Annotated in this window: 22 protein-coding genes and 1 pseudogene; 9 read left to right on the plus strand and 14 right to left on the minus strand. The window is 63.9% G+C overall.

From position 1 onward, the window contains the following. Nucleotides 1-124, plus strand: a pseudogene (locus J0I79_RS25925) (IS110 family transposase); the annotation flags it as partial. A 240-nt stretch (nt 125-364) separates the two neighbouring features. Here the strand turns inward: J0I79_RS25925 and J0I79_RS25930 are convergent. From J0I79_RS25930 to J0I79_RS25960, 7 genes are all read right to left on the minus strand, one after another. Continuing rightward, nucleotides 365-1,471 (minus strand): acyltransferase family protein, encoded by a 1,107-nt coding sequence (locus tag J0I79_RS25930; RefSeq protein WP_292866070.1) that lies wholly within the window; start codon nt 1,469-1,471, stop codon nt 365-367. 432 nt (nt 1,472-1,903) lie between these two features. Next, on the minus strand, nt 1,904-2,296 hold the full coding sequence (locus J0I79_RS25935; protein ID WP_292866073.1) for a DUF1801 domain-containing protein: 393 nt from the start codon (nt 2,294-2,296) through the stop codon (nt 1,904-1,906). 34 nt (nt 2,297-2,330) lie between these two features. Further along, on the minus strand, nt 2,331-2,765 hold the full coding sequence (locus tag J0I79_RS25940; protein WP_292866076.1) for a DUF1801 domain-containing protein: 435 nt from the start codon (nt 2,763-2,765) through the stop codon (nt 2,331-2,333). A gap of 16 nt (nt 2,766-2,781) precedes the next feature. Then, nucleotides 2,782-3,003, minus strand: coding sequence for a hypothetical protein (locus J0I79_RS25945; protein ID WP_292866079.1), 222 nt, complete (start codon nt 3,001-3,003; stop codon nt 2,782-2,784). Between the two features lie 32 nt (nt 3,004-3,035). Then, a complete protein-coding gene (locus J0I79_RS25950; protein ID WP_292866083.1) occupies nt 3,036-3,428 on the minus strand; it encodes a VOC family protein in 393 nt (130 codons plus the stop codon). A 118-nt stretch (nt 3,429-3,546) separates the two neighbouring features. Further along, nucleotides 3,547-3,972, minus strand: coding sequence for an SRPBCC domain-containing protein (locus J0I79_RS25955; RefSeq protein WP_292866086.1), 426 nt, complete (start codon nt 3,970-3,972; stop codon nt 3,547-3,549). After that, nucleotides 3,969-4,292 (minus strand): metalloregulator ArsR/SmtB family transcription factor, encoded by a 324-nt coding sequence (locus tag J0I79_RS25960; protein ID WP_140735005.1) that lies wholly within the window; start codon nt 4,290-4,292, stop codon nt 3,969-3,971. Before J0I79_RS25960 ends, J0I79_RS25955 begins: the two co-directional genes overlap by 4 nt. Nucleotides 4,293-4,391: 99 nt before the next feature. Between J0I79_RS25960 and J0I79_RS25965 the strand changes: the two genes are divergently transcribed. Continuing rightward, nucleotides 4,392-5,243, plus strand: a complete 852-nt coding sequence (locus J0I79_RS25965) for an NAD(P)H-binding protein (RefSeq protein ID WP_292866092.1) — start codon at nt 4,392-4,394, stop codon at nt 5,241-5,243. 60 nt (nt 5,244-5,303) lie between these two features. Here J0I79_RS25965 and J0I79_RS25970 read toward each other — a convergent pair whose 3' ends face one another. Next, nucleotides 5,304-6,125: an enhanced serine sensitivity protein SseB C-terminal domain-containing protein gene (locus tag J0I79_RS25970; protein ID WP_292866095.1), complete on the minus strand. Its 822-nt coding sequence runs from the start codon at nt 6,123-6,125 to the stop codon at nt 5,304-5,306. Between the two features lie 454 nt (nt 6,126-6,579). On the opposite strand from J0I79_RS25970, the gene J0I79_RS25975 reads away from it, so the two are divergent. Next, nucleotides 6,580-7,407: a hypothetical protein gene (locus tag J0I79_RS25975; protein ID WP_292866098.1), complete on the plus strand. Its 828-nt coding sequence runs from the start codon at nt 6,580-6,582 to the stop codon at nt 7,405-7,407. Nucleotides 7,408-7,767: 360 nt separating this feature from the next. On the opposite strand, the gene J0I79_RS25980 is transcribed toward J0I79_RS25975, so the two are convergent. The 5 genes from J0I79_RS25980 to J0I79_RS26000 all read right to left on the minus strand — a co-directional run bounded on the left by J0I79_RS25980 (nt 7,768) and on the right by J0I79_RS26000 (nt 11,339). Continuing rightward, entirely contained in the window at nt 7,768-8,511 is a 744-nt protein-coding gene (locus J0I79_RS25980; protein WP_292866101.1) for a gamma-glutamylcyclotransferase, read from the minus strand. 88 nt (nt 8,512-8,599) lie between these two features. Then, nucleotides 8,600-8,947 carry a hypothetical protein gene (locus tag J0I79_RS25985; protein WP_292866104.1) on the minus strand — a complete coding sequence of 116 codons (348 nt, stop codon included), beginning with the start codon at nt 8,945-8,947 and terminating at the stop codon, nt 8,600-8,602. Nucleotides 8,948-9,115: 168 nt separating this feature from the next. After that, nucleotides 9,116-9,337, minus strand: coding sequence for a hypothetical protein (locus J0I79_RS25990; RefSeq protein WP_292866107.1), 222 nt, complete (start codon nt 9,335-9,337; stop codon nt 9,116-9,118). Between the two features lie 373 nt (nt 9,338-9,710). After that, nucleotides 9,711-10,430, minus strand: a complete 720-nt coding sequence (locus J0I79_RS25995; protein ID WP_292866110.1) for an autoinducer binding domain-containing protein — start codon at nt 10,428-10,430, stop codon at nt 9,711-9,713. 120 nt (nt 10,431-10,550) lie between these two features. Continuing rightward, the gene (locus J0I79_RS26000) at nt 10,551-11,339 is read right to left on the minus strand and encodes a helix-turn-helix transcriptional regulator (protein ID WP_292866113.1); all 789 of its coding nucleotides are present in this window, start codon (nt 11,337-11,339) and stop codon (nt 10,551-10,553) included. A 131-nt stretch (nt 11,340-11,470) separates the two neighbouring features. Here J0I79_RS26000 and J0I79_RS26005 point away from each other — a divergent pair, with 131 nt between their 5' ends. From J0I79_RS26005 to J0I79_RS26030, 6 genes are all read left to right on the plus strand, one after another. Then, nucleotides 11,471-12,814 (plus strand): glutamine synthetase, encoded by a 1,344-nt coding sequence (locus J0I79_RS26005; protein WP_292866116.1) that lies wholly within the window; start codon nt 11,471-11,473, stop codon nt 12,812-12,814. Nucleotides 12,815-12,855: 41 nt separating this feature from the next. Continuing rightward, nucleotides 12,856-14,004: a PotD/PotF family extracellular solute-binding protein gene (locus J0I79_RS26010; RefSeq protein ID WP_292866119.1), complete on the plus strand. Its 1,149-nt coding sequence runs from the start codon at nt 12,856-12,858 to the stop codon at nt 14,002-14,004. 71 nt (nt 14,005-14,075) lie between these two features. Further along, nucleotides 14,076-15,185, plus strand: a complete 1,110-nt coding sequence (locus J0I79_RS26015; RefSeq protein WP_292866122.1) for an ABC transporter ATP-binding protein — start codon at nt 14,076-14,078, stop codon at nt 15,183-15,185. 3 nt (nt 15,186-15,188) lie between these two features. After that, complete coding sequence (locus J0I79_RS26020) at nt 15,189-16,061, plus strand: ABC transporter permease (protein ID WP_292866125.1); 873 nt, start codon at nt 15,189-15,191, stop codon at nt 16,059-16,061. Continuing rightward, complete coding sequence (locus tag J0I79_RS26025; protein WP_292866128.1) at nt 16,058-16,888, plus strand: ABC transporter permease; 831 nt, start codon at nt 16,058-16,060, stop codon at nt 16,886-16,888. Before J0I79_RS26020 ends, J0I79_RS26025 begins: the two co-directional genes overlap by 4 nt. Before the next feature lie 53 nt (nt 16,889-16,941). Then, on the plus strand, nt 16,942-18,111 hold the full coding sequence (locus J0I79_RS26030) for an iron-containing alcohol dehydrogenase (protein ID WP_292866131.1): 1,170 nt from the start codon (nt 16,942-16,944) through the stop codon (nt 18,109-18,111). A 122-nt stretch (nt 18,112-18,233) separates the two neighbouring features. On the opposite strand, the gene J0I79_RS26035 is transcribed toward J0I79_RS26030, so the two are convergent. Beyond that, nucleotides 18,234-24,590, minus strand: a complete 6,357-nt coding sequence (locus tag J0I79_RS26035; protein ID WP_292866134.1) for a CHAT domain-containing protein — start codon at nt 24,588-24,590, stop codon at nt 18,234-18,236. Nucleotides 24,591-24,651: the final 61 nt, after the last annotated feature.

Here is a 24,651-nt window from a genome sequence, read left to right on the forward strand (position 1 = left end):
TCAGCGGTTGCAGCAGGCGGGAAAACACAAAATGCTTATCCGCGTCGCTCTCGCTCGAAAACTGCTCGTAATCCTCAATGCAAAAGCACGCGATGCTAGAGCCGAGTTCGCGAATGCAACTTGACACCCCAGATAGTCGCTCTCCCCCGATCGACGGGGGAGAGGAAAAGCGCCAGGCTTCTTGCCGTCGACACTCGTCCAGCAATGCTCCCTTCCTTTCCCTCCGGAGGGGGAAGGTGGCGCTGCGAAGCAGCGACGGATTGGGGGAACCACCTGGCAATCAAAACCGCGGGCCAACCAGTCACGCCAATCCGGTCACAGAACATCCATGCGTGGCGTAACGGGAGCCAGGAACCGAAATTGGCTATCTCGGACTCTCTCTTCCAGGCGACGGAACTCCAAACCGCGGCACGCCCGTCTTCGGCGCCGGCTGCTGGCCGCCTCCGTCGACATGCGCCCAATCGGGCCGCTCGAACAGGAACATGCCGAAGCCGACGCGCTTGATGATGAGGTAGAGCACGACGGGGCTGATGAGCGAGACCAGAAGCACGGCGAGGCTGAGCCAGCCTGTATCGGTCAGAAGGCCGCTCGCCAGCGCTGCGCCACGGAAGAGCGACATCGGAATGGTGAAGGCGACATAGACGACGAGCGAATGTTCGCCCAGCCACCGCAGCCATTCCCAGGCGGCGAAGCGCGACAGGAAACCGCCGAGCACGCACAGCGCCACCGCGCCCGCGACCGCCAGGACGAGATGCAGCGGCGGCCATGCCGCCAGCCCCATCTGCATGTCGACCGGGTGCATGGCATAGCCCGGCGAATAGACCAGCAGGCCGTTGACCACGGCCCACACGACCAGGCCGGCGACGGCGAGCGCCGGGCGCCCTTGCGTCCATTCGACGAACCGGAAGATCATCGGCGCCAGGACGAAGCCGAGATAGAAGAACACGAAATAGGCGGCGAACTGTTCGACCGCATAGCTGTCGGGCTTCGGCGCCCACATCTGCAGGCCGGCGGCGACGGGGATGACGATCCAGGCGGGCACGGCGAACTGCCGCAATAGCCTGGCGGCAAGGCCGAACACCGCCAGCATGTAGATGAACCAAAGGACGCCATAGGGCTGGACGACGGCCATGGCGAGATCATGCAGCATGCCGGCGGGATCGTGGCTGAAGATGCCGATCTTGAGCCCTATCGAGATGATCGCCCACAGCACGTAGAAATAGAGATAGTGGACCACGCGCCGGTCGACATAGCGCCGCCAGGGCCGGTCGATCACCTGCGACAGGAAAAGCCCCGATATCAGGAAGAATTCCGGCATGCGGAACGGCGTGGCGAAGCCGATGACATAGTGGAGGAAGCCGACGCCGCCCGTATACTCGCCGGTGTTGTAGGCCGAGTACATCATCACCACGAGGATGATCGAAAGGCCCTTGGCCGTGTCCACCCAGGGCATGCGCATGGGGCTGTTCATGGCGGCGAATCCATCTCCGGGCCGGCCCGGATGGCCAGCCATCATCCGGCCATGTCTAGCACCGGCAAGCTTCCCAGATCGTAAACGCGGCTGTCTTGCAACGTCAGCGCCGCCCCTCACCTGCCTGCCGGCATCCTCTCCCGGGACGCATCGCGGCCAAGCCTTCTCTCCCCGTCCCTATACGGGCTGGGGGATTCACACATCTTCTATGATTATTGGCACGTGGTTCCCCCAATCCGTCGCTGCTTCGCAGCGCCACCTTTCCCCCCTCCGGAGGGAAAGGAAGGAAGCATTGCCGGCGAGCGTTGACGGCAAGAAGCTTGGCGCCTTTCCTCTCCCCCGTCGATCGGGGGAGAGGTGTCGAGCGAAGCTCGACGGAGTGGGGGTCGACCGGCTCAGGGAGGGGCGGCGCCGACGGCGGTCTATGCGGAATCAGCGCTTGGCCTTCGACCTGTTCAGCGCCACCGCCGCGCGCACCAGCGCCTTGAACGCTGCCTCGTCGACCTCCTCGCCCTTCTGGAAGTCGATGGCGCGTCGCGTATTGCCTTCGAGGCTGGAGTTGAAAAGGCCGGCCGGGTCCGGCAGTGCCGCGCCCTTGGCGAAGGTCAGCTTGACCACGGCCTTGTAGGTCTCGCCGGTGCAGATCATGCCGGCATCTTCCCACACCGGAACGCCGCGCCATTTCCATGCCTCGGTCGCATCGGGAGCGGCCTGCCTGATCAGCGCGCGCAGCTTGCCCAGCATCTCGCCGCGCCAGTCGCCCAGTTCGGCGATCCTGCCGTCGATCAATTCGGCGGCAGACTTGCTGTCCTGCGATCCGGTCATGCGGTTTCTCCTTCGTGTACCTTGAATGGACTTCTCACATGCGCTCGCCGGGCAAGCGGCTCGCCTGCTTCACCCAGGCGCTGAACTGCGCCTCGTCGAACGCGTCGTCCTCGCTTATGTCGAGATAACGCGTGTCTCCGCTCTTGGAAGTGCCCGGCGGCACCGGTTCGAGCGACTGGCCGCGGAAGAAGGCGACCTTGATGTATCTGGTGAAGCAATGAATGCCGAGGAACCAGCCCTCGCCTTCGATGCCATAGAGCGGCGAGTTCCACTTCACCGCCTTGTGCACACCCGGCACCGCGCGCTCGATGAGGCCGTCGAGGCGCTCGCCGACCGCGCGCTTCCAGCCCGGCATGGCCGCGATATAGGCCTGCACCGGCGCATCGCCTTGGCCCTTGGCGATCTGCGGATTGCCGCCGGAAAGCAGCTTCGGCTCGCTCCCGGCGGCGGGTTTGGTCGTCCTGGCCATTCGTCTTTCCTGTCCGCTACACGTTCGCCCGCCGCACACTACGCGTCCTTGCGGTGTAGGGCAGCACGAACATGTAGAGGCCGCTGAACAGCATGAGGAACAGCGGCGGCAGCGGCGAATAGACCACCCAGGCCGGCGGCTGTCCGAAAGCCATGGTGACGAAATTGGCGACCACCGTCGCCGTGAAGACGATCGACAGCCAGCGATGCGCCAGCCTGATCCATTTGCTCCAGTCCAAATCTGCCTCCTCTTTGAAAATGGACAAAAAACCTAACAGCGCGCCAGTTGCGTGATCTGGACGAGATTGCCGCAGCCGTCATTGACCTGCGCGATGGTCGAGCCGGTCACCTCGGTCGGCGCCATGGCGAAGGCGCCGCCTTTCGCCTTGATGCGTTCATGGTCGGCCTTGATGTCGTCGCTGAACAGCATCAGCGCCGGCTGGCCCTGCTTGAACAGCGCCTGCTGGTAGGCCTTGGCGGCAGGGTTGTCGTTGAGCGCCAGTTGCAGCTCGGTGCCTTCGGGCTCGTCAGGTGAAACCACCGTCAGCCAGCGGAACGGGCCGTTGCTGAAATCGGCCTTCTTGGTGAAGCCGAGCACGCCGGTGTAGAAGGCGAGCGCCTTTTCCTGGTCGTCGACATGGATGGTGGTCAGCTTGATCTTCATGGGCGTTGTCTCCATAGGTTGCGCACGCGGCACGCCGCCGCGTTAACGACAGGGATGGTTCTGGTTCGGGCGGCGGACTTCAGTCCGTCCGCGCTCTCAATCGGTTCGCGCCGCGGACCTAATCGGTCCGCGACAGAAGCTCTTCCAGCTTCTCGAAAAACTGCGGCCAACCCATCTTGGCGCCGCCATAGGCCCGTCTCTGGTCGGGCCGGAAGCCGGACTGCTCCATGCGCAGATGCGTGCCTGTCGGGGTCGGCGTGAGCGTGAAGGTCACCACGCTGCGCAGGTCGAAGGCCGGATCCGGGTGCGCGAGGTTCCAGGTGTAGGACAGCGTCCTGTGCGGCTCGACCGCCAGAACCTCGCAGTCCAGAACGCCGCCCCAGTCGGCGCTGATGTTGAAGCGGTGGCCGACATCAGGCTTGAAATCGTTCTTCATCAGCCACTCCTCGATCAGATGCGGTTGCGTCAGTGCGCGCCAGAGTTTTTCGGGCGGATGCGAAATCTGCCGCTCGACGACGACAGTGCGGGTCTCACCATCGTTCACTGGTCCATCCTTTTGAGCAGGTCCTCGAGGTCGTCGAACCGGCTTTCCCAGAAACCGGCCATGTCACGCGTCCAGTCCATCAGCGGCGCCAGCGCGTTGAGCTGCGCGCTGTAATGGGTCTGGCGTCCCTCATGGCGGTCGCGCACCAGCCCAGCCTGCTTGAGCACGCCCAGATGTTTCGACACCGCCGGCTGGGAGACGCCGGACTGGCTGGTCAGCGCGCCCACCGTCTGCTCTCCCTGGCGGCACAGCCGCTCGAAGATCGCGCGTCTGGTCGGGTCGGCGAGTGTCCTGAAGAGCATGTCGTGGGCGTCTGGCATTTCCAATAGATAACCCGTTGGCTATTGGTTGACGTATAGCCACAGAGATATATGTTCGTCAAGCGCAAGATTGTGGAGCGAAAAATTGGAGCCTCGGGAATGATCCTCGTCACCGGAGCCACGGGCCATATCGGCGGCGCGGTGGTGCGCGGCCTCTTGGCGCTCAGCCATGAGGTTGCAGCACTCGTCCGGAACCCCGAGGCGGCGCGCAGGCGCCTGCCCCGGCAGACCGCGCTGCGCGTCGGCGATTACGAGGATGCGCCGGCGCTGAAACAGGCATTTACCGGCATCGACGAACTGGTCCTGATTTCCAGCGACGGCGACGCCGGCGCAATCCAGCGCCATCACGCCAACGCCATCGAGGCCGCGAGGGCGGCGGATGTCCGCCACATCACCTTCACCAGCATCATCGATGTCGGCGAAACCTCGCCCTTCTACTACGCGCCCGCCTACCGCGACGCCGAGCACAGACTGGCCAATTGCGGCGTGCCCTCGACCATCCTGCGCTGCGGCCTCTACAGCGACTTCATCCTCGACACCTGGCTCACGCCCGCCCTGGCATCGGGAGAACTGGCGCTGCCGGCGGGACATGGAATGATGGCGCCAGTCTCGCGTGACGACGTGGCGGCGGCAATCACTGCGGTTGCGGCGATGCCGGACAAATCGCGCGCGCTTTACTCGATCACCGGAGGCCAAGTGATGGACTTCGACGAGATCGCTACCTGCTATGCCGAGACGACGGGGCAACCGCTGCGCTACCGGCCCTGCTCCGCCAGCGAATATCTCGCCTCGGCGACGGCGCGGCTCGACGAGCCCTGGCCGGAGGCGTTTGCAACTCTATGCGCCTCGATCGCCGAAGGGCGCTATGCCTCGGCTTCCAGCGATTTCAGCGCGCTGACAGACCGACCGGCGGAGAGCTTCAAGGCTTTTCTCGCCCGGGTGTTTTCCTGAATCGGCATCCAGCCCTCCGAGTTCGCAGGGCGCGAATTTGGCAGGCATCGCGGGCGGCAGTCAGTGTGTTTCGACGGGCTTGATCCTGATGCCTTGTCCCGAAGAGCTATCCGGCGGCGTCACGACCACATCGACAGGATATTTCAACGAAGCGGTTTTGCTCAGGGCTCCGGACAATGTTGCGTTGATCTCGTCTCTCGGCGCATCCGACCGGATATCGAGATACCATGAGCGGCTGTTGCTCTCGGGCCAATGAGCAAGGGCCAGCCATGCCTCCTCGACCTTTGGGTCGTTCTCGAAAGACGTTCGCAGGTGCGCGATCAGGTCCTCCGGCCTTTCCGAAGGCACACCCAGCAGCACCTGTGTCTCTTTCTCGATCGTGCGCCGGACCGGCTTCCCGAGCAGAGCCACAATGTCGCTCGCCATCCATTCAACCCCATAGTCCGAACCCGGGTTGAGAACGGCTCCGTCATTGGCGACAAGCTCAAGCAACGCTTTCCCATTCACCCTGATGAAACCGGCCCCCGGTCCAAAGGCCCGAACTATTCTGCCCTCGGAGGTGAAGATCGCTGGCGCCCGTCTGCCACTGCCGCCTGTCGCGCTGAGGATCGCCAGCTTCTCGCCGGGCTGAAAAATGTGTGGCTGGGTGTGGCTAGGCGTCGTGGGCGTCGCCGCAAAGAGCTCATTCTCCAGCAATGCCTGTGCGAATTGCCTGCGCCATGACGGGTCTTTCGCGGCCCGCATAAGCAGGGACTCCAGCTCATTTACCGGCTGGAAATCCACCGTGGCATCGGTGGTGCCGACATCAATGGCGCTTTGCCGAACGCGGTCGGACGGCTGCCTTTTGAAAACTGAAGTGAGCCGCGCCAGAAGCTTGTTCATGCCGCATGATTGGCCGAAAAGAAGCGCCGGGCAAGCGGGATTCCATGCATCCGCCACGCCGGAGCGAGACCAATGCTAGCCGCCCGGTCCGCCCTGGATCTCCCGCGCCACCAGCCCTGCAATTCCCACAGATTGCGGTCGCGTATGCCCGGGACTTCGAGATGGCGGATCGTCTCGCGCCCGAGCCTCGGTGGCAGCCAGCATGGTACATTAACAGCGGACAGATGTTCACGTCGCGACGCGGCGCCTCAAGATTGGTCGCTACCGCTTCGACGGGCTCAATCAACCATAGAAAACCGTAGAACGACTTCAGACAGCGCCCTAATCCTCCAAAACCGACTGCATTTCTCCATCATCAAAATCTGGCGAAAGATAACCGCTCTCGAAAATGTGTTCTACGGAGCTTGTAACCAGAAAATATTTGCTACAATATACAATTGGGGAGTGGGTCGAAATGAAAATAAAGAGCCTTCAGCGCCTTGCTTTTTTCTTTACAGTTGTTTCTATCTCAGGCTGCGGCCTACATACACCAGAGGTAGTAATATCTGACGGAGATCCAAATTCTGCTTCCATACTTGTAAATAAAATTGTTAATCACGTACGCTGTGAACTCAAATATGCTGTTCGCTATACCGTATGGTACGACACACAGAACGCACTGATACAGCCTGACCACAAGCGCCGGGTGCCTTGGATCGACAAGTGGGGAGCCAAGCTGGCTCTCAAGCTTACCCTGAAGGAGAAAAGTTCGGTTAGCCCGGGCCTGTCATTGATCAACCCTCTTTCCATGAGCCAAAGTTACACGACAGGCCTAGGCGGATCAGCTTCCAGCCAAGCTACCAGAACCGTAAATCTTGATTTCTTTTATGATTTCTCCAGCGAATTTCTGGGAAAAGATTTTGATAGCCGAGTGGCTCCGAAGAAATGTACTCCCCCAGGCAATTCCTTGATCGATGGGGATTTGAAGATCGCCGAGTTCGTCGACATGGCGACTTTCCCCTATTATTTACCTGGAAATGTCAGCGCAAAGGCGCCTGACGCTACATCGCAAGAAATCGAGTTTGTTATTGCGGCCGATGCCAATGTAACACCCACGTGGAAATTGATACGGGTCTCTACAAGCGGCGGCAGTACCGGCATGTTCGACGTTAATAGAACCACCACGAATGACGTTATTGTGAGTATAGGACCTGCGTTCGGCGGTGTTCCATCCGACGACTTAAAAGAAGAGCATTTTCTGGCTAAGCAGCAATCCAATTTCTTCTCGGCGGGGCGCCCTTGAAACTGTGTGAGGAGCAATTAAATGGCAGCGCAAAGAACAATTCCAAGAACTGCGAGAGAGGCAAGAAAACGCCGATATAAGGTCATACCGAATTTGACACTCGAAACGCTCTCAAAAGCGGATATCGCTAAAGGCTTGATGATTTCAACGGTCGGTGCCGAGCCTGACGCTTTGACATGGTGTGGCCCATGTGAACCAAATGGTTATCGCCGGTGCTGTTACCAGGACGGTCAAGGTTCTTGGGTTTGTCATAGCGTTAGATGCTAACGCTCGTGGAATGTGGCCTTCGACAGCACACGAACTTCGCTCCAGCTTGAGTAATTTGGAGACATCCGGCTAACTCGCCGGTTATTTTCTTCGCTACGGGATTTCCTGCATTGCCGCTTCAGCCTGATCCAAAACGGCAATCTCCCGCGCCACCAGCCCCTGCAATTCCCACAGATTGCGGTCGCGTATGCCCAGGGCTTCGAGATGGCGGATGGTCTCGAACAGATATTGCGCGCCCGAGCCCCAGTGGCCGACCGCGTGGGCGAGCGTCGCCGCGATCTCGGCCTTGCCAAACCTGACATAGCGCGGGCTGGCCGGATTGACGACGAAGCCCAGCGCCCGGGACGGACCGTCGGCGGTCCGCACATGCAGCCAGCGCGGCACGTTGACGGCGGGCAGGATGGTCATTTCGCGGCGCAGCAGCTTATCGAGATTGTCGGCCAGCGGCTCGGCGATCTCGAACACCATGCCCTGGCACTGGCCGCCGCGATCGAGCGCCATCATCAGGCCGGGCTCATCGACCGTGCCGCGATACCGCTTGACGGTGAAGCAGAAGGAGCGGTGCCAGCCGGTCGCAACCGCCCTCTCGCCGCCCCTCACCTCGCCGACCGGATTCCAAAGCAGCGAGCCATAGGCGAACAGCATTGCAGGGCCGGGCGGCGCCGAGGCCAGCACCTCGGCGCGGACGCGTTCATAGTCGGCGTCGGTCATGTGGATCATGCCCGGCGTCGGTCCGGCATCCTCGACCACCCGCAGCGTGCGGGCGACCAGTTCCTCGGTCAGCGCCATCGGCGCCTTGCGTGGAGGGACGGCCCTTGCGGGAATGTCATCGTTCATCGGCGCTCTCGGACTTTGCGCCATGTTGCCGAAGGTGCGCCAATTCTCAAGGGGCTCGGCCGATGGAACCAGTCGGCCAGGGATATGCTCATCCCCTGCGATGAAAAACATCTCCCGAAATCGAGAAGCTCGCCTCATCGATCCAGACGATGTTGAAATAGACCGGCGCCGGCTGATAGGCATTGACGTTCATGATGGTCAGGATGCCGCCATCCGAGGACGGGTCCCAGCTGCATTGCCCGATCGCGCCAACCATGCCGTTGGCCTCGATCTGGCAGGTCTGCCCGATGATCATGGTCTCGCCCGCCTCGCTGTCCCATATGCCGACCGGCGCCGGAGCGGACTGGGCGAAGGCGGAAGGGATCGACATTACGATCGCCACGGCAGCCCGGAGAATGACGGCGCCGGCGCGCGGGCCTGTCGGAACCAGGATCATCGTCCCTCCACATCGATCATTGCGCCAGGCCGGCGGCTTTCAAAGGGTTCGCCGGCTCCCCGCCCGGGAGCCGGCGACATGCGCCTGGCTGGTGGTATCGAGGCCGGGCGAGCCGTCCATGAAGCAGCCGGCCCCACCTCCAGGCGCATATGCTGTCTGTCGGGCAGGCTACTTCTTGTGCTTGAACAGGCGCGCCTTGCAGGACGCCGACAACTGGTCCTTGTGGTCCATCAGGCATTTGGGCGCGGCGCCCGTGGTGAGGACGCCGCCGCCGCAGAAGCGGTTGGCATCCGTCGCGCAAGGACCTTTCGTGGTGGTGTAGCGCGCGAACGCTTCGTTCGAACTGACCAGCACGACCGAGGCTATCAGCACCGCGTGGAAGATTTTCATTGCATGGTTCCCGGTTGAAACACTGGATCCCCCAGTGCGGGGTTCGCTGCCGAAAACCTGGACGCGTCGCGTCCACTCCGGAACAGCTTTCTGCTCCAGGCCTTTGTTTCGGCATCGAATTCATGTGAAGGCGGCTAGACAGCCGCGCCTCTGATCATATGGCGTCGATCACCCGTCATCCGCCTCGCGGCGGACAAAAACAGTCATGCTCTCGCCCATGGACGACCGCCCCGCTTCCCACCAACGCACCAGCCGGTGCGATCCCTGTCGTGATGGGGAAATGACTAGGACAGTTCGCTGACCGGCGCATCCTAGCTGAAAAGCGGATGGCCGTACCTGGCGCGCCGGAAAGGCCTGATATCGCCGGGTTGCGCTAGACGGACCCGGCCAGCGTCAGCAAGGCGACAGCTTCGCTGCGGCTGCGCGTGCCGGCCTTCTTCTTCACGTTCTCGACATGGTAGTGCACCGTGGCGGGCGCTATCCCGAGGATGATGCCGATTTCCGCATCGGTCTTGCCCGCCGCGACCCAGCGCATGCAATCGGCTTCCCTCAGCGTCAGCAGAACGGGAGAGCGGTTGCTGAGGCCGAACCCGACGGATTCATAGGCCTTGTCATGGACCGCCACCGCCATGGCGCGCACCAGTGCCCGTTCCGCCGCCGTCATCGTCACCGGCTTCAGCGACGCCAGCGACACCAGCCCCTGATAGCTGGACGGGCCATGGATCGGTATGCCCATCACCTCGGCCCAGCCATAGGCCTTGGCGGCGGCAGTCACCACCGCGCCCTCCAGGTTGAAGGTTCGCGCGTCCACCATCTCGGTCCACAGGAACGGCGTCATGCGCCGCCGCGCCTCGAGGATCATCGGGTCGATCTCCATGAAGCCGTTCGCCATGTAGGACTCGAACCAGTCCTTCGGCCAATTGTTGAAATAGAAGCGGTGGGAGCGCGTTCCGCCCGCACCCGCCCACGCGCCGCCCGCCGAGGCGGTGAAGCCGAAAACGCCGATCGCTTCGACGAACCGTTCTATGACCTTGCCGACATCGCCTTCGGCCGCGCAAAATTCGAGAAAGTCCTGCCCGGCCGCCGTCCGCATGCACTGCTCCAAAACCCACGCCGCAATCTCAGCGATCGGGCGTCGCGGCACAAGATGGTTTCAGGCAAATCGGAGCTGGCATCGGGTTGGCCGGTCAGCGCCCGACAGGCCTTGCCTGCGTCATTGCTTCGACAGGTGGAAGATGAACATCGAGAACAGCTCGGACTGGCTCGATATCCTGAGCTTCTGGTGAATGTTCTTGCGGTGGATTTTCACCGTCCCTTCGGCGATGCTGAGCACGTCGGCGATGGCGGCGCTCGAATGCCCGCGCAGGATCAGCGAGGTGATTTCGATCTCGCGCGGCGTCAGCACGCCATCCGTCATCCTGTTCAGCGTCGCGTTCATCGGATCGACCGGCTCGGCATCGGTCTCGCTGCCGCCGAGCCGCGCATGGCTCCAGTGCCGTTCCACCAGCAGGCGGATCACCGGCTCGGCATCGTGAATGATCTTGAGATCGCGCCTTCCGAAGGCGGGCGATTCCATCGGCCGCGTGAAGCTGATGACGATTGCCGCACTGCCCTCCGGGCGGCAGACGATGCCGACCTCGTCGCGGATCTTCGTCAGCCCGTAATGCCGGCGGAAATATTCCGAGGAGTAGAACTGGTCCGGCGCCATCCGCCGCAACTGCCGTACGCCGACCGCCTTGGGATCGGTCGCCGCCCGATAGAAGGGATCGAGCAGATAGGGGCCGTTGGCATAGGCGGTGATGACGATCGCGGCGCGGGCCGGGTCGATATTGTGGTAGAGGCAGATCGGCTTCTCGGCGCCCGAATAGGCGAAGATCATCACGATATCGAGGTCGATGACCGCCTTCAGCGCCTCCTCGATGCGCTGCGGAAAATCAGGCGTTCCGACCTCCTGCATCGCCGCCGCGATCTTCCGGTTCCATGGCGCGAAGCCTGTCGTCACCACGATCTTCCTGCCCTCCCGCAAGGCCTCTTAGGCACGCTGATTTTCCTCTGCGTCTATCCCTATCGGGATATTTCGTTGCCTCAAGGCCGCGCCTAGCCTCAAGGGCGAAAATACTAGGGCGGGCATGGATGTCGACAGTCAATGAAGCCGGCGCGGCATTCGCGGCGGGCCTGAAGGAACTTGGCGCGGGCGCGGTCCACATTGGCATGATGGACCCCGCGGGCGAGTTCCGCGACAAACTCGTGTCGGCCGACAAGGCGGTCAAGCTCGCCGCCAAGGGCTATCCGTTCTGCGAGGTCCTCTATTTCTGGGACATCGCCGAAAAGACCTTCATCGACGGCGCCTTCATCGACCGGCCGGCATTCCTCGACGCGGCGAGCCTGCGCAGATATCCGTTCGCCGACAATGCGGCACTCTGCATCGCCGATTTCTCCGGCGATTTCGGCAGGCGCTCGCCGCGCAATCTCTGCGCCCGGCTGATCGGCGAGGCCGCCGACCTCGGCTTCGACGTGTTCTCGGCCTTCGAATACGAGTTCTTCCTGTTCGACGAGACGCCCGAGAGCCTGCGCGCCAAGGACTATCGCGACCTCACTTATTTCGCGCAGGGCAACCGCACCTATTCGCTGCAGACATCGGCCATCCATGGCGATCTGCTGCAGGGCCTGCACGACACGATGACGACGATGGGCATCGGTCTCGACGCCATCCACACCGAACTCGGACCGGGCTGTTTCGAGGCGCCGCTGACCTACGCCAAGGGCCTGAAGTCGCCCGACGACGCGGCGCTGTTCAAGAATTTCGCCAAGGCCTATTTCTCGCGCCACGGCCTGACCGCCGGCTTCATGTCGAAACTGTCGCCGGCGCTGCCCGGCCAGTCCGGCCATCTGCATGTCTCCATGCGCGACCGCCAGGGCAAACCGGTCTTCGCCGACACCGCCGCGCCGGACGGCATCTCCAGGCTCGGCCGCCATTTCATCGGCGGCCTGGTGACGCTGATGCCGGAACTGCTCGCGCTCTGCGCCAGCACCGTCAATGCCTACAAGCGCCTGGTGCCCGGCGCCTGGGCGCCGATCTCGGCCAATTGGGGCGTGCAGAACCGCACGGCCGCGGTGCGCGTCATCAATGACGAGCCCGAGGCGACCCGCGTCGAATTCCGCGTGCCCTCGGCCGACGCCAACCCCTATCTCGCTCTGGCGCTCTGCATCGGCGCCGGCCTGCACGGCATCCGCAACGAGATCGAACCGCCGGCCGGCAGCGGCGAGAACTTCTATGCCGCGACGCCCTCCCCGCAAGCCGTCTTCCCGTCCGACCTTGGCCAGGCGGCGGAGCGGCTCAATACGAGCGCCACGGCCCGCGAAATCTTCGGCGACGACTTCATCGACAGCTTCGTCACCGGGCGGCGCTTCGAATTCGGCGAGTACCAGAAACAGGTAAGCGAATGGGAGATCAGGCGATACCTCGGCATCGTCTGACCGGAATTTCTTGGACTGATAAAGAGAAAGGGAACAGGCAAATGAAAAGAGAACCAGCAGACATCGCGACACGGACGGGCGTCGATCGCCGCGCCGTGCTGAAGGGCATGGGCGGCCTCGGGCTGGCCGCCGCCGGCGCCGGCATTTTCGGCATGCCGAGAAGCGCTTCGGCCGCCGAAAGCCTCAACTACATGTGCTGGGAGGGCTACAACGCCCCCACCATCCTGGACCCGTTCCAGAAGCAGAAGGACGTCGCCATCTCCGTCGACCTGATCACCGATTCGGCCGGCGGTTTCGCCAAGCTCGCCGCTGGCGCGGCCAAGGATTTCGATCTCGTCTCGTCCGACAGCCCCTGGATCGCCCGCATGGGACCGGCCGGCATCTGCCGCTACATCGACGACAAGGATTTCGCCGAGCAGTACGCCGAATTCTATCCGCAGTTCCGCGCCCCCTTCGCGCCGCTGCAGTTCGAGGGCAAGGCGACCGGCCTGCCGACCCGCTGGGGCTGGGTCGGCCCGACGGTCAACACCAAGTTCGACAAGCTCGAAACCTGGTCGAGCTATGCGCCCGTCTTCGACGCCGCCTACAAGGACAAGATCTGCCTGCTCGACTGGGGTGACTGGCCGATCATGCCTCTGGCGCTCTATGCCGGCGTCAATCCCTATGTTCCGCTCGACCAGGCGGCGCTCGACGAAGTGCGCAAGGTGCTGCGCGCCGCGTTCAAGAACACCCGCGCCATCGTCGCCGACCTGGCGATCGCCCAGAAGGGCCTGATCGACGGATCGTTCCGCGCGCTGATCGGCGGCGGCACCTACGCCACCTCCTCGCTGCGCATGAAGGGCCACGACTACATCCAGTCGATCGTCCCCGAGCCGAAGAACGGCCTGAAGCAGGGCATCATCTGGATGGAGGCGACCGGCCTGATCGAGAACGGCCGCGATTCCAAGGTCGCCGCCGACTTCCTGAAATACATCGTCTCGCCCGAGGTCGCGAAGCAGCTGTCGATCACCGAGGCGACCTGCAATCTCGTGCCGAACGCCAAGGCCGAAGCGCTGTTCTCGGACGCCGAGAAGAAGGCGCTGCAGATGGACTATATGTGGACGGCCTGGGACAACAGCCATTTCCACACCGTCGCGCCCAACATCGACGACATGCTGGCCATCTGGCAGGAAGAACTGGCGGCTCGCTGACGCCCCGCCATCGCCGCCCGCGCGCTCCGGCGCGCGGGCGCAATCCCCATCCATTCAGGGCGGCCCCGAGTTTGACAACCGCAATCACCAACACGCCGATCATCAAGGCATCCGGCATCGTCAAGGACTATGGCTCCATGCGGGCCCTGCACGGCGTGTCGCTCGACATCGGCGCGGGCGAATTCGTGGCGCTGGTCGGTCCTTCGGGCTGCGGCAAGACCACCTTGCTGAAGATCCTCGCCGGCTTCGAGGACCAGACCTCCGGCACGCTGGAAATCCAGGGCCAGGACATGCAGGGCGTGCCGGCCGCGAAGCGGCCGACGCGCATGGTGTTCCAGAAGCTGGCGCTGTTTCCGCACAAGACCGTGTCGGACAATATCGGCTTTCCGCTCAAGCTGCAGAAAGTGGCTAAGGCCGAGATGGACCAGCGCATCTCGGCCATGCTCGACCTCATGCATCTGAAGCGCGAATATCTGACGCGCTATCCCGCGCAGCTTTCCGGCGGCGAACAGCAGCGCGTGGCGCTGGCCCGCGCGCTGATCTCGAAGCCGAGCGTGCTCTTGCTCGACGAACCGATGAGCGCGCCCGACGCCAAGCTGAAGAAATCGCTGCAGGCCGAGTTGAAGAAGCTGCACCGCGAACTCGGCACCAGCTTCGTTCTCGTCACCCACGATCTGGAAGAGGCCATGATGCTGGCTGACCGCATCTGCGTCATGCGCGCCGGCGAAGTCGTGCAGCTCGGTACGCCCTCCGACATCTACTACCGGCCGGCCAACATGTTCGTCGCCGGCTTCATCGGCGAGACCAATTTCCTGCCGGTCTCGGTGACGCGGGACGGTGGCGGCGCCAGGGTGACCTCGCCGCTCAGCGGCAACGACGCCGCCATGATTGCCGGCGGGCAGGTTTCGCCCTTCCTGGGCAATGACAAGACGGCGCTGCTTGTGCGCCCCGAAACCATCCGCTTCGTCACCGGCGCCGCCGAGCCTGGCGAATGGGTGCTGTCCGGCACCGTGGAAGAGTATTTCATCAAGGGCTCCTCGACCCAGTATCGCGTGCGCGTTCCAGGCCTCGACAAGGCCGTCGTCATGGACCTCGCCGGCTCGCTCGACCTGCCGGCGAAAGTCTCCGACAGCGTGCGCATCGGCTTCCATCCCGCCCGCAGCTTCCTGCTTTCGGAGTAAGCCGTGCGAACCGACAGCAAAAGCTGGCGTGATCCGGTCCTGGTGGCGACAGTCGCGCCGCTCGCCATCGTCATGCTCGCCTTCTTCGTCATCCCGCTGGTCATGACGGCGGTGCTGTCTTTCCAGACGACGCAGTTCTACCGCCTGACCTGGACCTGGGACCTCAAGGTCTGGACCGAGGTGTTCTCCAAGCCGCATTACTGGACGATCATGGCGCGCACCGTCGCCATGGCGCTGGTCTGCGTGGTCATCTGCCTGCTCATCGCCTTCCCCGCCGCCTATGCGCTGGCGACGCGGCTCAGGGCCTATAACGCGCAGATCCAAATCCTCATCATCTTCGCCTTCCTGACCGACGCGGTGCTGAAGACCTTCGGCTGGATCCTGGTGCTCGACAAGAGCGGCGTCGCCAACTGGCTGCTGGCGCATCTCGGCCTCGGCCCCGAAGCGCTCAACCTCCTGTTCACGCCCACCGGGACGATGATCGGCATGGTCTACGGGCTGGTCGTCTATCCCCTGTTCACCATCTATTTGTCGCTGGCGCGCATCGACCGCGACCTCGTACTGGCCGCCTACGATTCCGGCGCCTCGCGGCTGCGCGCCTTCTTCGAGGTGACGCTGCCGCTGTCGCGCCCCGGCCTCTATTGCGGCGCCGTGCTGGTCTTCGTGCTCAGCCTCGGCGCCTTCCTCGAACCCAAGGTGCTGGGCGGCGGCACCGCGCCGCTCGCCTCCGAGCTGATCCGCCAGAGCTTCGAGACGCGCGTCAACTGGCCGCTCGGCGCCGCACTTACCTTGGTGCTGATCGCCATCGGCGCGCTGTCGCTGGCGCTCGGTGCGGCCGTGCTGATGCGCGGCAACAGCGGGAGGGCAGCCCGATGATCCCGGAAAGGCTGAAGGACCGCTTCGTCGACATCCTGCTCGTCGGGACGATGGCGCTGCTCATCCTGTTCTTCTACGTGCCCATCGTCACGCTGGTCGTGTTCTCCTTCACCGACAGCCGCGTGCTGACCTTCCCGATCGAAGGCTTCTCGCTGGAATGGTATGGCGAACTCTTCCGCAAGCCCGACTTCCTGCCGGCGGTCGCCAATTCCGCCATCGTCGCGGCCATCTCCACGGTGTTCGCCACTGTGCTCGGCTCGGCCGGCGCCGTGGCCTGGATCCGCTACCGCTTCCGCCTGCAGAACGCCTTCCGCGCGATCAGCTTCCTGCCGCTGCTGTTCCCGCAGCTGCTGCTTGGCGTCGTCATGCTCTTGTGGTTCTCGGTGCTGGGCAACTGGCTGGGTTTCTCCACCGGCCTGGCGACTGTCATCATCGGCCATGTCGTCTACATCACCCCCTTCGCGCTGGTGATCGTGGCAGTCCAGGTCTACGGCTTCGACGAGACGCTGGAGGACGCCGCGCGCGACGCCGGCGCCTCCGGCTGGGAGGTGTTCCGCGAAATCACCTTCCCGCTGCTGTGGCCAGGCATCCTGTCGGCCGCCACCTTCGCCTTCCTGCTGTCCTGGGGCAATTTCTACGTGTCCTATTCGCTGGCGGGCACCGCGCGCACGCTGCCGATCTTCGTCTACAGCGGCATCGCCGTCGGCTCCTCGCCGATCTACCCGGCGCTGGCGACGCTCAACTTCATTCCGGCGCTGGTGCTGGTGTTCCTGGCCGATTTCCTGCGCCGCCGCGCGCTGAAACGGCAGAATCTGGCAACGGCCTGATCCCCCGGAACCTCACAAATTCCCGAAACTCTCATGTCCAAGGCATTGATCCCATGACCGCTTTCACTTCGGCCGTTTCCAGCAATTGGAGCTTCCCGACCTCCGTGCGCTTCGGCAATGGCCGCATCGCCGAACTGGCCGATATCGTGCGCGAGCTTCGCGCCAGGCGGCCGCTGGTCGTCACCGACGAGGGCTTGAAGACGCTTTTCCCCGTGCAGCGCACGCTGGAAGTGCTGAAGGCCGGCGGCCTGGAAGCCGGCTTCTTCCACAACGTCAAGCCGAACCCGACCGGCGGCAATGTCGATGAGGGCGTGGCCTTCCTCAAACAGGGCGGCCACGACCTCGTCGTCGCCATCGGCGGCGGCAGCGCGCTCGACGCCGCCAAGGCGATCGCGCTGATGGCGACGCAAACTATTCCGATGTGGGACATCGAGGATATCGGCGACAACTGGAAGCGTGTCGACACCTCCAGCCTCATTCCCGTCATCGCCATTCCCACGACCGCCGGCACCGGCTCCGAACTCGGCCGCTCCTCCGTCATCACCAACGAGGCCGAGAAGCGCAAGGTCATCGTCTTCCACCCGCGCATGCTGCCCGACGTCGTGTTGATGGACGCGGAGCTGACCATCGGCCTGCCCGCCCACATCACCGCCGCCACCGGCATGGACGCGCTGTCGCACGCGCTCGAGGCCTATTGCGCGCCGAGCTTCCATCCGATGGCCGAGGGCATCGCGCTCGACGCGCTGCGGCTGATCAAGACCTGGCTCCCGCTCGCCGTCGAGGACGGCAGCAACCTAGAAGCCCGTGCGCAGATGCTGATCGCGTCCGGCATGGGCTGCGTGGCCCTGCAGAAAGGCCTCGGCGCGATCCATGCGCTGGCGCATCCACTCGGCGCCCTGCACGACACCCATCACGGCCTGCTCAACGCCGTGCTGATGCCCTATGTCGTGAAGTTCAACGCGCCCGTGCTGGAGGAGAAACTCAGCCTGCTGGCCCGTTTCCTCGACCTTCCCAAGCATGACTCGGCCGCGGTGGTGAACTGGATCGTAGACCTGCGCCAGCGCCTGAACATCCCCGCCACCTTGCCCGGCATCGGCCTGACCGCCATCGACGAGGACCGCGTCGCCGCCATGGGCGAAGCCGACCCCTGCGCCGGCGGCAACCCGATCAAGCTCGACCGCGACAATTTGCGGACCATTCTGCGGGCGGCGATCGTGGGATAGGATCGTATCGGGATTCCAGCTTGAGAGTCATCTTGTCCACGGCGGGCCGGCCAAGCCCTTCGACGATCGCGTGAACGACAGCTGGCGCGCCGTCCGCGAATCTCGCGACATTCCAGACCGTGTCACGGCATGCCCATGATCTCGAACCCGGCCCAGGCGGCTGGATGCGCGTAGGTGCCTTCCTTGATCATTTCACGCTGCGCCCCCGCCATGGCTTCCAACGCATCGTCGTCATAGTGGTCATAGAAGCGCGCTGCGAGGTCCTGCGTGGCCGCATCATTCACTTGCCAAAGCGTCGCGGCTACCGTTGGCACGCCAGCATGGGCGAAGGCTCGCGATAGCGTCTGGAACTCGACACCCTGGCCACCCAGGCCGGTCTCGCAAGCCGACAGGAAGACAATATCGGTGTCGGAGAAGTTCATGAGCTGGATATCGATCAGCTTGAGCTTGCGGTTGTCGGAGAGCAGCAGATAGCTGTCCTCCGGATGCACCGGATCGAGTAGCGCATGGGTGGCCAGATGCACAGCGCGGGAGCGCGGGCCGAGTTCGGCGAACGTGCCGTAGTCGGCCTTCTCCCCCAGCCTCAGTTCCGTCTGCAACTTCACCCGGTCGCGAATCTCTTCCGCCTCCTTGCGCGCGCCTGGCAACGAGCCGTCCGGGTCGCCCAGGATCAGCATCTGATCCGACGCTGAGGCGATGTGTGTCAGGTAGATATGGACGAGATAGAGCGACGGCATCAGCCCGATGGCGTGATCCTCGACGAGGAAGCGGTTCTTGTCGCCGCGCTGGCTGACGAGGCTTGCGAAAGGCACCTCCGCCAGCGGACCGGACGGCACGAAGTAGACATGCTTATAGCCCCCGAGCAGGTCTTCCACCGGCAGCACCAGTTCCTTGTAGAGCTGATTCAGCCCGTCATAGAGCTGCCGGTCCTGGTCCTTCGCCGTGGTCGCCCCGTCGAACAGGCCAGGCTCGGGCTTGACCAGCGAGACCCCACCCCTGCCCTGGCGCAATGCGGCGGCGACGGCCTGCAACCGGCCGCGCGAAAGTCGTGCTTCCGCGAACAGGCCGCCGGCGTCGATATCGACTTCGCGGACATCGCGCTCGTCACGACCAACGACTTGGATGAACAGCTTCTTCGCTGTGGGTATGTACTGCACCATGACGCTGTCGGCCGGCATCTCCTTCTGCAGCGCGGCCAGGTCCAGCGGCTTCATCTGCAGCATCTGCGCCATGCCCTCGGAATCACGCTCAAGCTGCAGCAGCACGCGCGCCATCTGCTTCTGCCGCTGCTCCACCAGGTCACGGATCTTGTCGGCGCTCCCCTCGGGTGTGGTCAGGCCGTCGCTCGGGCCAGCACTTGCCGGCGGCTTGGCCGCCAGTTTCTCGGTCAGCGCGCTTGCCCCGCGTACACGCTGCTCGACCGCCAGCTTCGAAAGCTCGTCCTCCAATTCCAGATAGCGCTTGGCCAGCCGGGCGCGTGGATCATCGGCGCCCAGCCCCTTGATGAAGATGTCGCGCTGGCGCCGCAGGCTCTCTTCCTCCTGGCGCTCGAAAGCCTGCTCACGCATGCCGGTGGCTGTCAGAAAATCGGCCGCGTCGCCGCCGCCGGTGTCGAACACCATCAGGCCGCGATCGGTGCCGGCATAAATGCGTCCGTCGGCGTCCGTCTCGAGCGTATGCACCATGCGCGAGCCGTAGCGCGACAGCCGCTGGTCGGGCAGCAACTGGTTGAGGCGATCGGGATAGAACCACTCGCCATTGCGAAGCCCGACAATGCCGGCGGCCGTGGGAAACAGCCAGACCTCCTTGCCGATCAACACGCCGTGGCCCCCAAGGAACAGGTTGGGATGCGCCGCCAGCAGCGCCAGGTAGGAACTGTCCTTCATCCCCTCGAGGTAGGAGAACGTCCCGGCCTCATGCACACCCATGCCGGAGGTCGTGCCGACAATGGCGCGCCCTTCGGCAACCGGCGTGTAGCTGGTGACGAACCATGGCCGGCCCTCGAGGTCGTCCGACCCGCCAACCAGGTCGAACCCGTTGCCGTTCCACTGGGCCATGCCGCCGCGCATATTGGTTCCGTCGATGGCGATATGGCTCTCGTCCGAGCCGATCACCCAGACGCGCCCGTCGACCGTTGCATAGACACCGGCAATCCAGCTTGCCGGCATCGGGAATTTCGCGGCATCGAGGAAGTACGAGTATTCCGTCGTCTTGCCATCGGCATGGCGGAAAACGGAGGTATGCGTCGTCGCCCAGATGGCGCCATCCGGGCCGACGGCAAGTCCGGTGATCTCGTTATCGGCGGCCGCGCGCCCTTCCGCCGTGCGGTAATGCTCCACATCGTTGCTGGCCGAGAACAGAAGCTCCGGCAGCGCCTCGCCCGTATGATAGCGCATGATGTCCGAACCATCGTTGAACAGGATGCCGTTGGGTATCGACACCATCTTGTTCACGCGTGCGGCGAACAGGTATTGCGCCTCGGACGAACCGTCATGCAGCATGGCTGCCACGGAACCCTGGCGGGCGATGTAGGTGACACGCCCGACAGGGTCGGTGACGATGCCCTGGACCGGGCCGTCGGTGTCCACCCTCACCTGGCCCTGCTGGAATGCATAGAGCGCCCCTGAATCGGACAGGACCCAGAAACTGCCTTTGCCGGCCGAGATGGCCAGCGCCGCTTTCGGACCTTGCGACAGGGGCAGCGTCAGGTGCTCGACATATCCGCGATGGTAGAAGCCGATACCGAGATCGCTGAGGATCGCGAGTGCCGGAGCCTCGCCGTCTCCGACATCGACCTCGGCCAGCCCGTAGAGCGCTTGCGATACCTGCAGGTCCTGGCGTCCGCCCAGCGGGCGCAGCGCGCTGAGCCGGCCGTCGGCGCCGCGCGTCACCTCGAAGACCTCCCGCAAGCCGGCCAGATAGACCTGGCCGTCAGCCGAGACATGGGCCGAGCGGCCCTCGAAGTCGGCTATGCGGCGCGGGCTGTTATGCGGCGTGAGCAGATGCACGGCGCCATTGGCCCCGATCATCACTTCATCGGCGGAGATCGCGGCAACGAAAGCCGGCTCTTGCCTGGCCAGCACCGCATCGGCGCCAAGCAAGGCGGCTGTCTGGGGATGCGCGCCCGCGCCGTCGAAGAAGGAGAGCCCATCGGCGCCCGCGGCGAGCACGCCGTCGCGCCAGGGCACCAGCTGGGTGACACGGCGCGCCGCGAGCCCATCGGCCGCCGAACCGTAGTAAGCTTCGACCTGGCCGGTCGCCGAGAGCCGCACAAGGCCATCGGCCGTGCCCAGCCACAGACCGCCGTCAGGACGCTCGGCGATCGCCAGCACGTCGGACAGGGCCGTCGCATCCGCCGAATTCGGTGCCTGCACCAGCTTGCCGGCGCGCATGTCGATGAGATAGCGCAGCCAGAAACCCTTCTCGCGGATGAACAGTCCAGCCGAGGTCGCGACGATGACGCGGCCGTCGCTCATGGCCTGGATGGCGCGCGGGCGCAGCCCCTCGCGCAGAGGCTTCGGCACGTAGTCGGCCAGTTCGTATCTGGCCCAGTAGCCCGGATTTGAGAGGTTGGAACCTGCCAGCCAGCGAGCATCGGGCAGGAGTGTCACAGGTTTCGCGGCGGCTTCCTGGCGCGAGTGCGCCAGCCCAGGCCCCGTGGCCTTGTCGAACTGCCCCAGCGCCTCTTGCCAGTGATCCCAGTAATCCTGGTCGAGACCGCCGGGAAAGGTCGACGCGTAGAGGTCGCCAAGCAAGGACACGGCTTCGGCGGCATTGCTCGGCTTCTTGTTCATCTCGCCCGCCAACCCCAGCAGAAGCCGTTCAATCAGATCGAAGTCGCCGTCCGCACCCTCGACGTAGGGCATCATGGCTTTCACGGCCGGCAGCAGCCGGGGGTCGTCTGGGGTGTCCGAAAGTTCTTCCAGCGTGTCCCTGAGCTTGGCGGCCTCGGAATCGCGCTTCTCGTCACGGTATTCGCCGGCACCGGTCCCGTTGATCATCCCGAGGAGCGTGTCCATCGCACTGGACACACCGAGCGAGACCTTTGGTCCGCCGTCGGACTCTACCTTTTCGATTTCACCGTTCTTGTCGTAACGCACGTCTATGCGTCCAACGCCCTCCAGCGCGACGACAACCGGCTTGCCGATATCGTTGTATTCCATGGTCAGCACCTTGCTGCCGGTTTCGACGCGCGATACCAGGCCGCGGTCGTCATAGTCGATCTTGACGCCGCCGCCGTTCGGCACCTCGACATTCACCAGATTGCCGCGCGCGTCGTAGTGGAAACGCTGCCAGGAATTGCCGCTGGCGCGATAGCTCACCGCACCGGTCACGGCGTCTTCGCTCTGCACCAGCCGCTGGCCGTCTGGTTGCGTCACGGTCTTCGTGAGGGTGTCCAGGTCGAGCGTCACGATGGGCGAGCGCTTCTGCGCGGCCAGCCGGGCCGCATCGTACCAGCCGACATAGCGCATGCTGGCCGAGATGGATTTGCTGTCGCCATATTGCTTGACGAAATTGTCGGACGCGTTCTCGAAGTCCGCATTGAGTTGATTGTAGTTATACTCATACTGGCGGAAGGTGTCGGGCGAGACGACTTTCAGCCGCTCGTAGAGGGCCTTGGCGAAGATGCGGCTGCCGCCCCATTTGGCATGGCGCACGGCGATATCGGCGATGCGGGCGCCATCATAAGGGTCGCGCTTATACCAGTCGTACAGGCCCGCGAAGACCCGCCGGATGGACGTCTTGGCCAGCGAATTGTAGAAGCCCAGGTCACGGGAGGCGTCGGAGTCCGGCGAAAGACGCGTCGTGGCCTCCCAATCGGCAACCACATTGGCCGTGTCGTCATGGATGTTCGACAGCAGCGCGATCTCGTAGCGTGTATCCGCGTGGTTTCGGCCGAGGCGCTCCGCCTCCTCGCAGTCGCCGCGCGCCCGTCGGTAGATCTCGACGGCGCTTTGGTCGCCAGGCGTGTCCATTTGCGCGGCGATATAGCAACGGAAATAGGCAAGGTCGGCGCGTTCGACCGCATCCGCACCCGCCATTTCGGCCCGCGCCGTGTCGATCAATTGGAGCGCATCGTCGAAACGGCGCTGGCCGGCGTAGATCTCGAGGATATTCGCGATCGGGAAGGCCCTGTCAGGCACCGCGCGGCGCACCCCCTGCCAGAAGACGAGCTTCGCGGGAGCGCCGCTCTCCTCGTCGGCCAGCAACGTCCAGTAGTCGTCATAGACCCCCCAGCGGTCCTGCATGGCCCGGAACCCGGCAACCGCCTTGTCATGATCCTCAACGGCCTTCAGATGGTTTAGGTAGAGGCGTTGCGCCTTATCGGCCGGAATGACGAAACGCTGCAGCCACTCATCGACCAGCGGTTGCTCGTCGCGTGACTTCCCGGCGTCGACGAGGGCGGAGATCAGATAGCGATGGGCCCATTCCGAATTGGGCAAGGCCGCCAGCGCCTCGCGGGCGAACGCGATGGCCTCGGGTGAGCCGTCAGGGTTCAGCCGCCCGGATTCATAATAGGCATTGCTCGTCAATTTGCCGAAACGCTGCTTGAAGAGCGCGACCAGTTCGGCCACCCGCGCGGACTCGGAACGCGTGGCGGCGATCCTGATCGAAAGCTCCAGGTCGGCCTTGAGCGGCAGCGCGCTTGCGCTGACCACGTTGGCGAAGCGCTCCGCCTCGGACACCCGTCCGCTGTCCATCTCGAGACTGGCCATGGCGCGGTTGAGACCGACCGAGTCCGGTGAACGGCCCAATGAGGTTTCCAGGATGCGCCGGGCCGCACCGCGGTCTCCCGCCACGCGGTAGGCGTTCGCCATCAGTTGCTCCACCCGGTCGGCAAGAGCGCCTCCCTCCAGCCCGGTGGTTCGCCGGATGAGCCCTGCGATCTCCGAGCGAACATCCGCCTCGGGCAACACTTTCACGGCGAAATTGGACAGCTGCTGCGCCCGATGGGAATAGTAGGGAAAGCTTGCCAGGGACGCGCGCATCGCCTCCAGCGCTTCCTCTGGGCGGCTCAAGCTGTCCAGTTGGACCGCCTTGAAGCGCAACGCCATGGCATCGTGCGGATGCTCGGCCAGCCACATGTCGGCGAGTTCCAGCTTGCGGCCTGTGCGCAGCGCCGAGTCCCCGACGAGGAAGGCGCGGCCAACGCGCCCGAACAGGTCGTCCGGGTTCGGCCGGCTCGCCAAGAGCTTCTCGGCGTCCTGGCGCGTCGACCGCAGGTCATCGGCATCTTCAAGCAGATCCCAAAGGGCGTGAAATTCTTCGTTGGGATCAGCCAGCGCCGCCAGGTTCAACCTGGCCGACCTGACCTTGTCATCCGTGTTCCATGTAGCCAGCACGCGCGCATGCCAGATCACCTTGCCCTCGGTCGGAAAGTCGTTCGCCAGACGCGACTGGCGCGCCTCGTCGGAGGTTTCCTCGGCCAGGAACTGATCGGGGAAGCCGCCGAGCAGGGCGACCAGGTCCGGCGCCACGTGCTTGCGCCAATCGTCTGCCAGACGATGATCGGCATACATGGCGCGAGCCCAGACGTAG

The sequence above is a fragment of the Mesorhizobium sp. genome, assembly GCF_017306585.1.
Taxonomy (GTDB): Bacteria; Pseudomonadota; Alphaproteobacteria; order Rhizobiales; family Rhizobiaceae; genus Mesorhizobium.

What these genes read in the sequence shown, in the direction of transcription:
- J0I79_RS25930 (WP_292866070.1), bottom strand. Translation starts at nt 1,471, where the DNA reads ATGAACAGCCCCATGCGCATGCCCTGGGTGGACACGGCCAAGGGCCTT.
- J0I79_RS25935 (WP_292866073.1), bottom strand. Translation starts at nt 2,296, where the DNA reads ATGACCGGATCGCAGGACAGCAAGTCTGCCGCCGAATTGATCGACGGC.
- J0I79_RS25940 (WP_292866076.1), bottom strand. Translation starts at nt 2,765, where the DNA reads ATGGCCAGGACGACCAAACCCGCCGCCGGGAGCGAGCCGAAGCTGCTT.
- J0I79_RS25950 (WP_292866083.1), bottom strand. Translation starts at nt 3,428, where the DNA reads ATGAAGATCAAGCTGACCACCATCCATGTCGACGACCAGGAAAAGGCG.
- J0I79_RS25960 (WP_140735005.1), bottom strand. Translation starts at nt 4,292, where the DNA reads ATGCCAGACGCCCACGACATGCTCTTCAGGACACTCGCCGACCCGACC.
- J0I79_RS25965 (WP_292866092.1), top strand. Translation starts at nt 4,392, where the DNA reads ATGATCCTCGTCACCGGAGCCACGGGCCATATCGGCGGCGCGGTGGTG.
- J0I79_RS25970 (WP_292866095.1), bottom strand. Translation starts at nt 6,125, where the DNA reads ATGAACAAGCTTCTGGCGCGGCTCACTTCAGTTTTCAAAAGGCAGCCG.
- J0I79_RS25975 (WP_292866098.1), top strand. Translation starts at nt 6,580, where the DNA reads ATGAAAATAAAGAGCCTTCAGCGCCTTGCTTTTTTCTTTACAGTTGTT.
- J0I79_RS25980 (WP_292866101.1), bottom strand. Translation starts at nt 8,511, where the DNA reads ATGAACGATGACATTCCCGCAAGGGCCGTCCCTCCACGCAAGGCGCCG.
- J0I79_RS25985 (WP_292866104.1), bottom strand. Translation starts at nt 8,947, where the DNA reads ATGATCCTGGTTCCGACAGGCCCGCGCGCCGGCGCCGTCATTCTCCGG.
- J0I79_RS25990 (WP_292866107.1), bottom strand. Translation starts at nt 9,337, where the DNA reads ATGAAAATCTTCCACGCGGTGCTGATAGCCTCGGTCGTGCTGGTCAGT.
- J0I79_RS25995 (WP_292866110.1), bottom strand. Translation starts at nt 10,430, where the DNA reads ATGCGGACGGCGGCCGGGCAGGACTTTCTCGAATTTTGCGCGGCCGAA.
- J0I79_RS26005 (WP_292866116.1), top strand. Translation starts at nt 11,471, where the DNA reads ATGTCGACAGTCAATGAAGCCGGCGCGGCATTCGCGGCGGGCCTGAAG.
- J0I79_RS26010 (WP_292866119.1), top strand. Translation starts at nt 12,856, where the DNA reads ATGAAAAGAGAACCAGCAGACATCGCGACACGGACGGGCGTCGATCGC.
- J0I79_RS26025 (WP_292866128.1), top strand. Translation starts at nt 16,058, where the DNA reads ATGATCCCGGAAAGGCTGAAGGACCGCTTCGTCGACATCCTGCTCGTC.
- J0I79_RS26030 (WP_292866131.1), top strand. Translation starts at nt 16,942, where the DNA reads ATGACCGCTTTCACTTCGGCCGTTTCCAGCAATTGGAGCTTCCCGACC.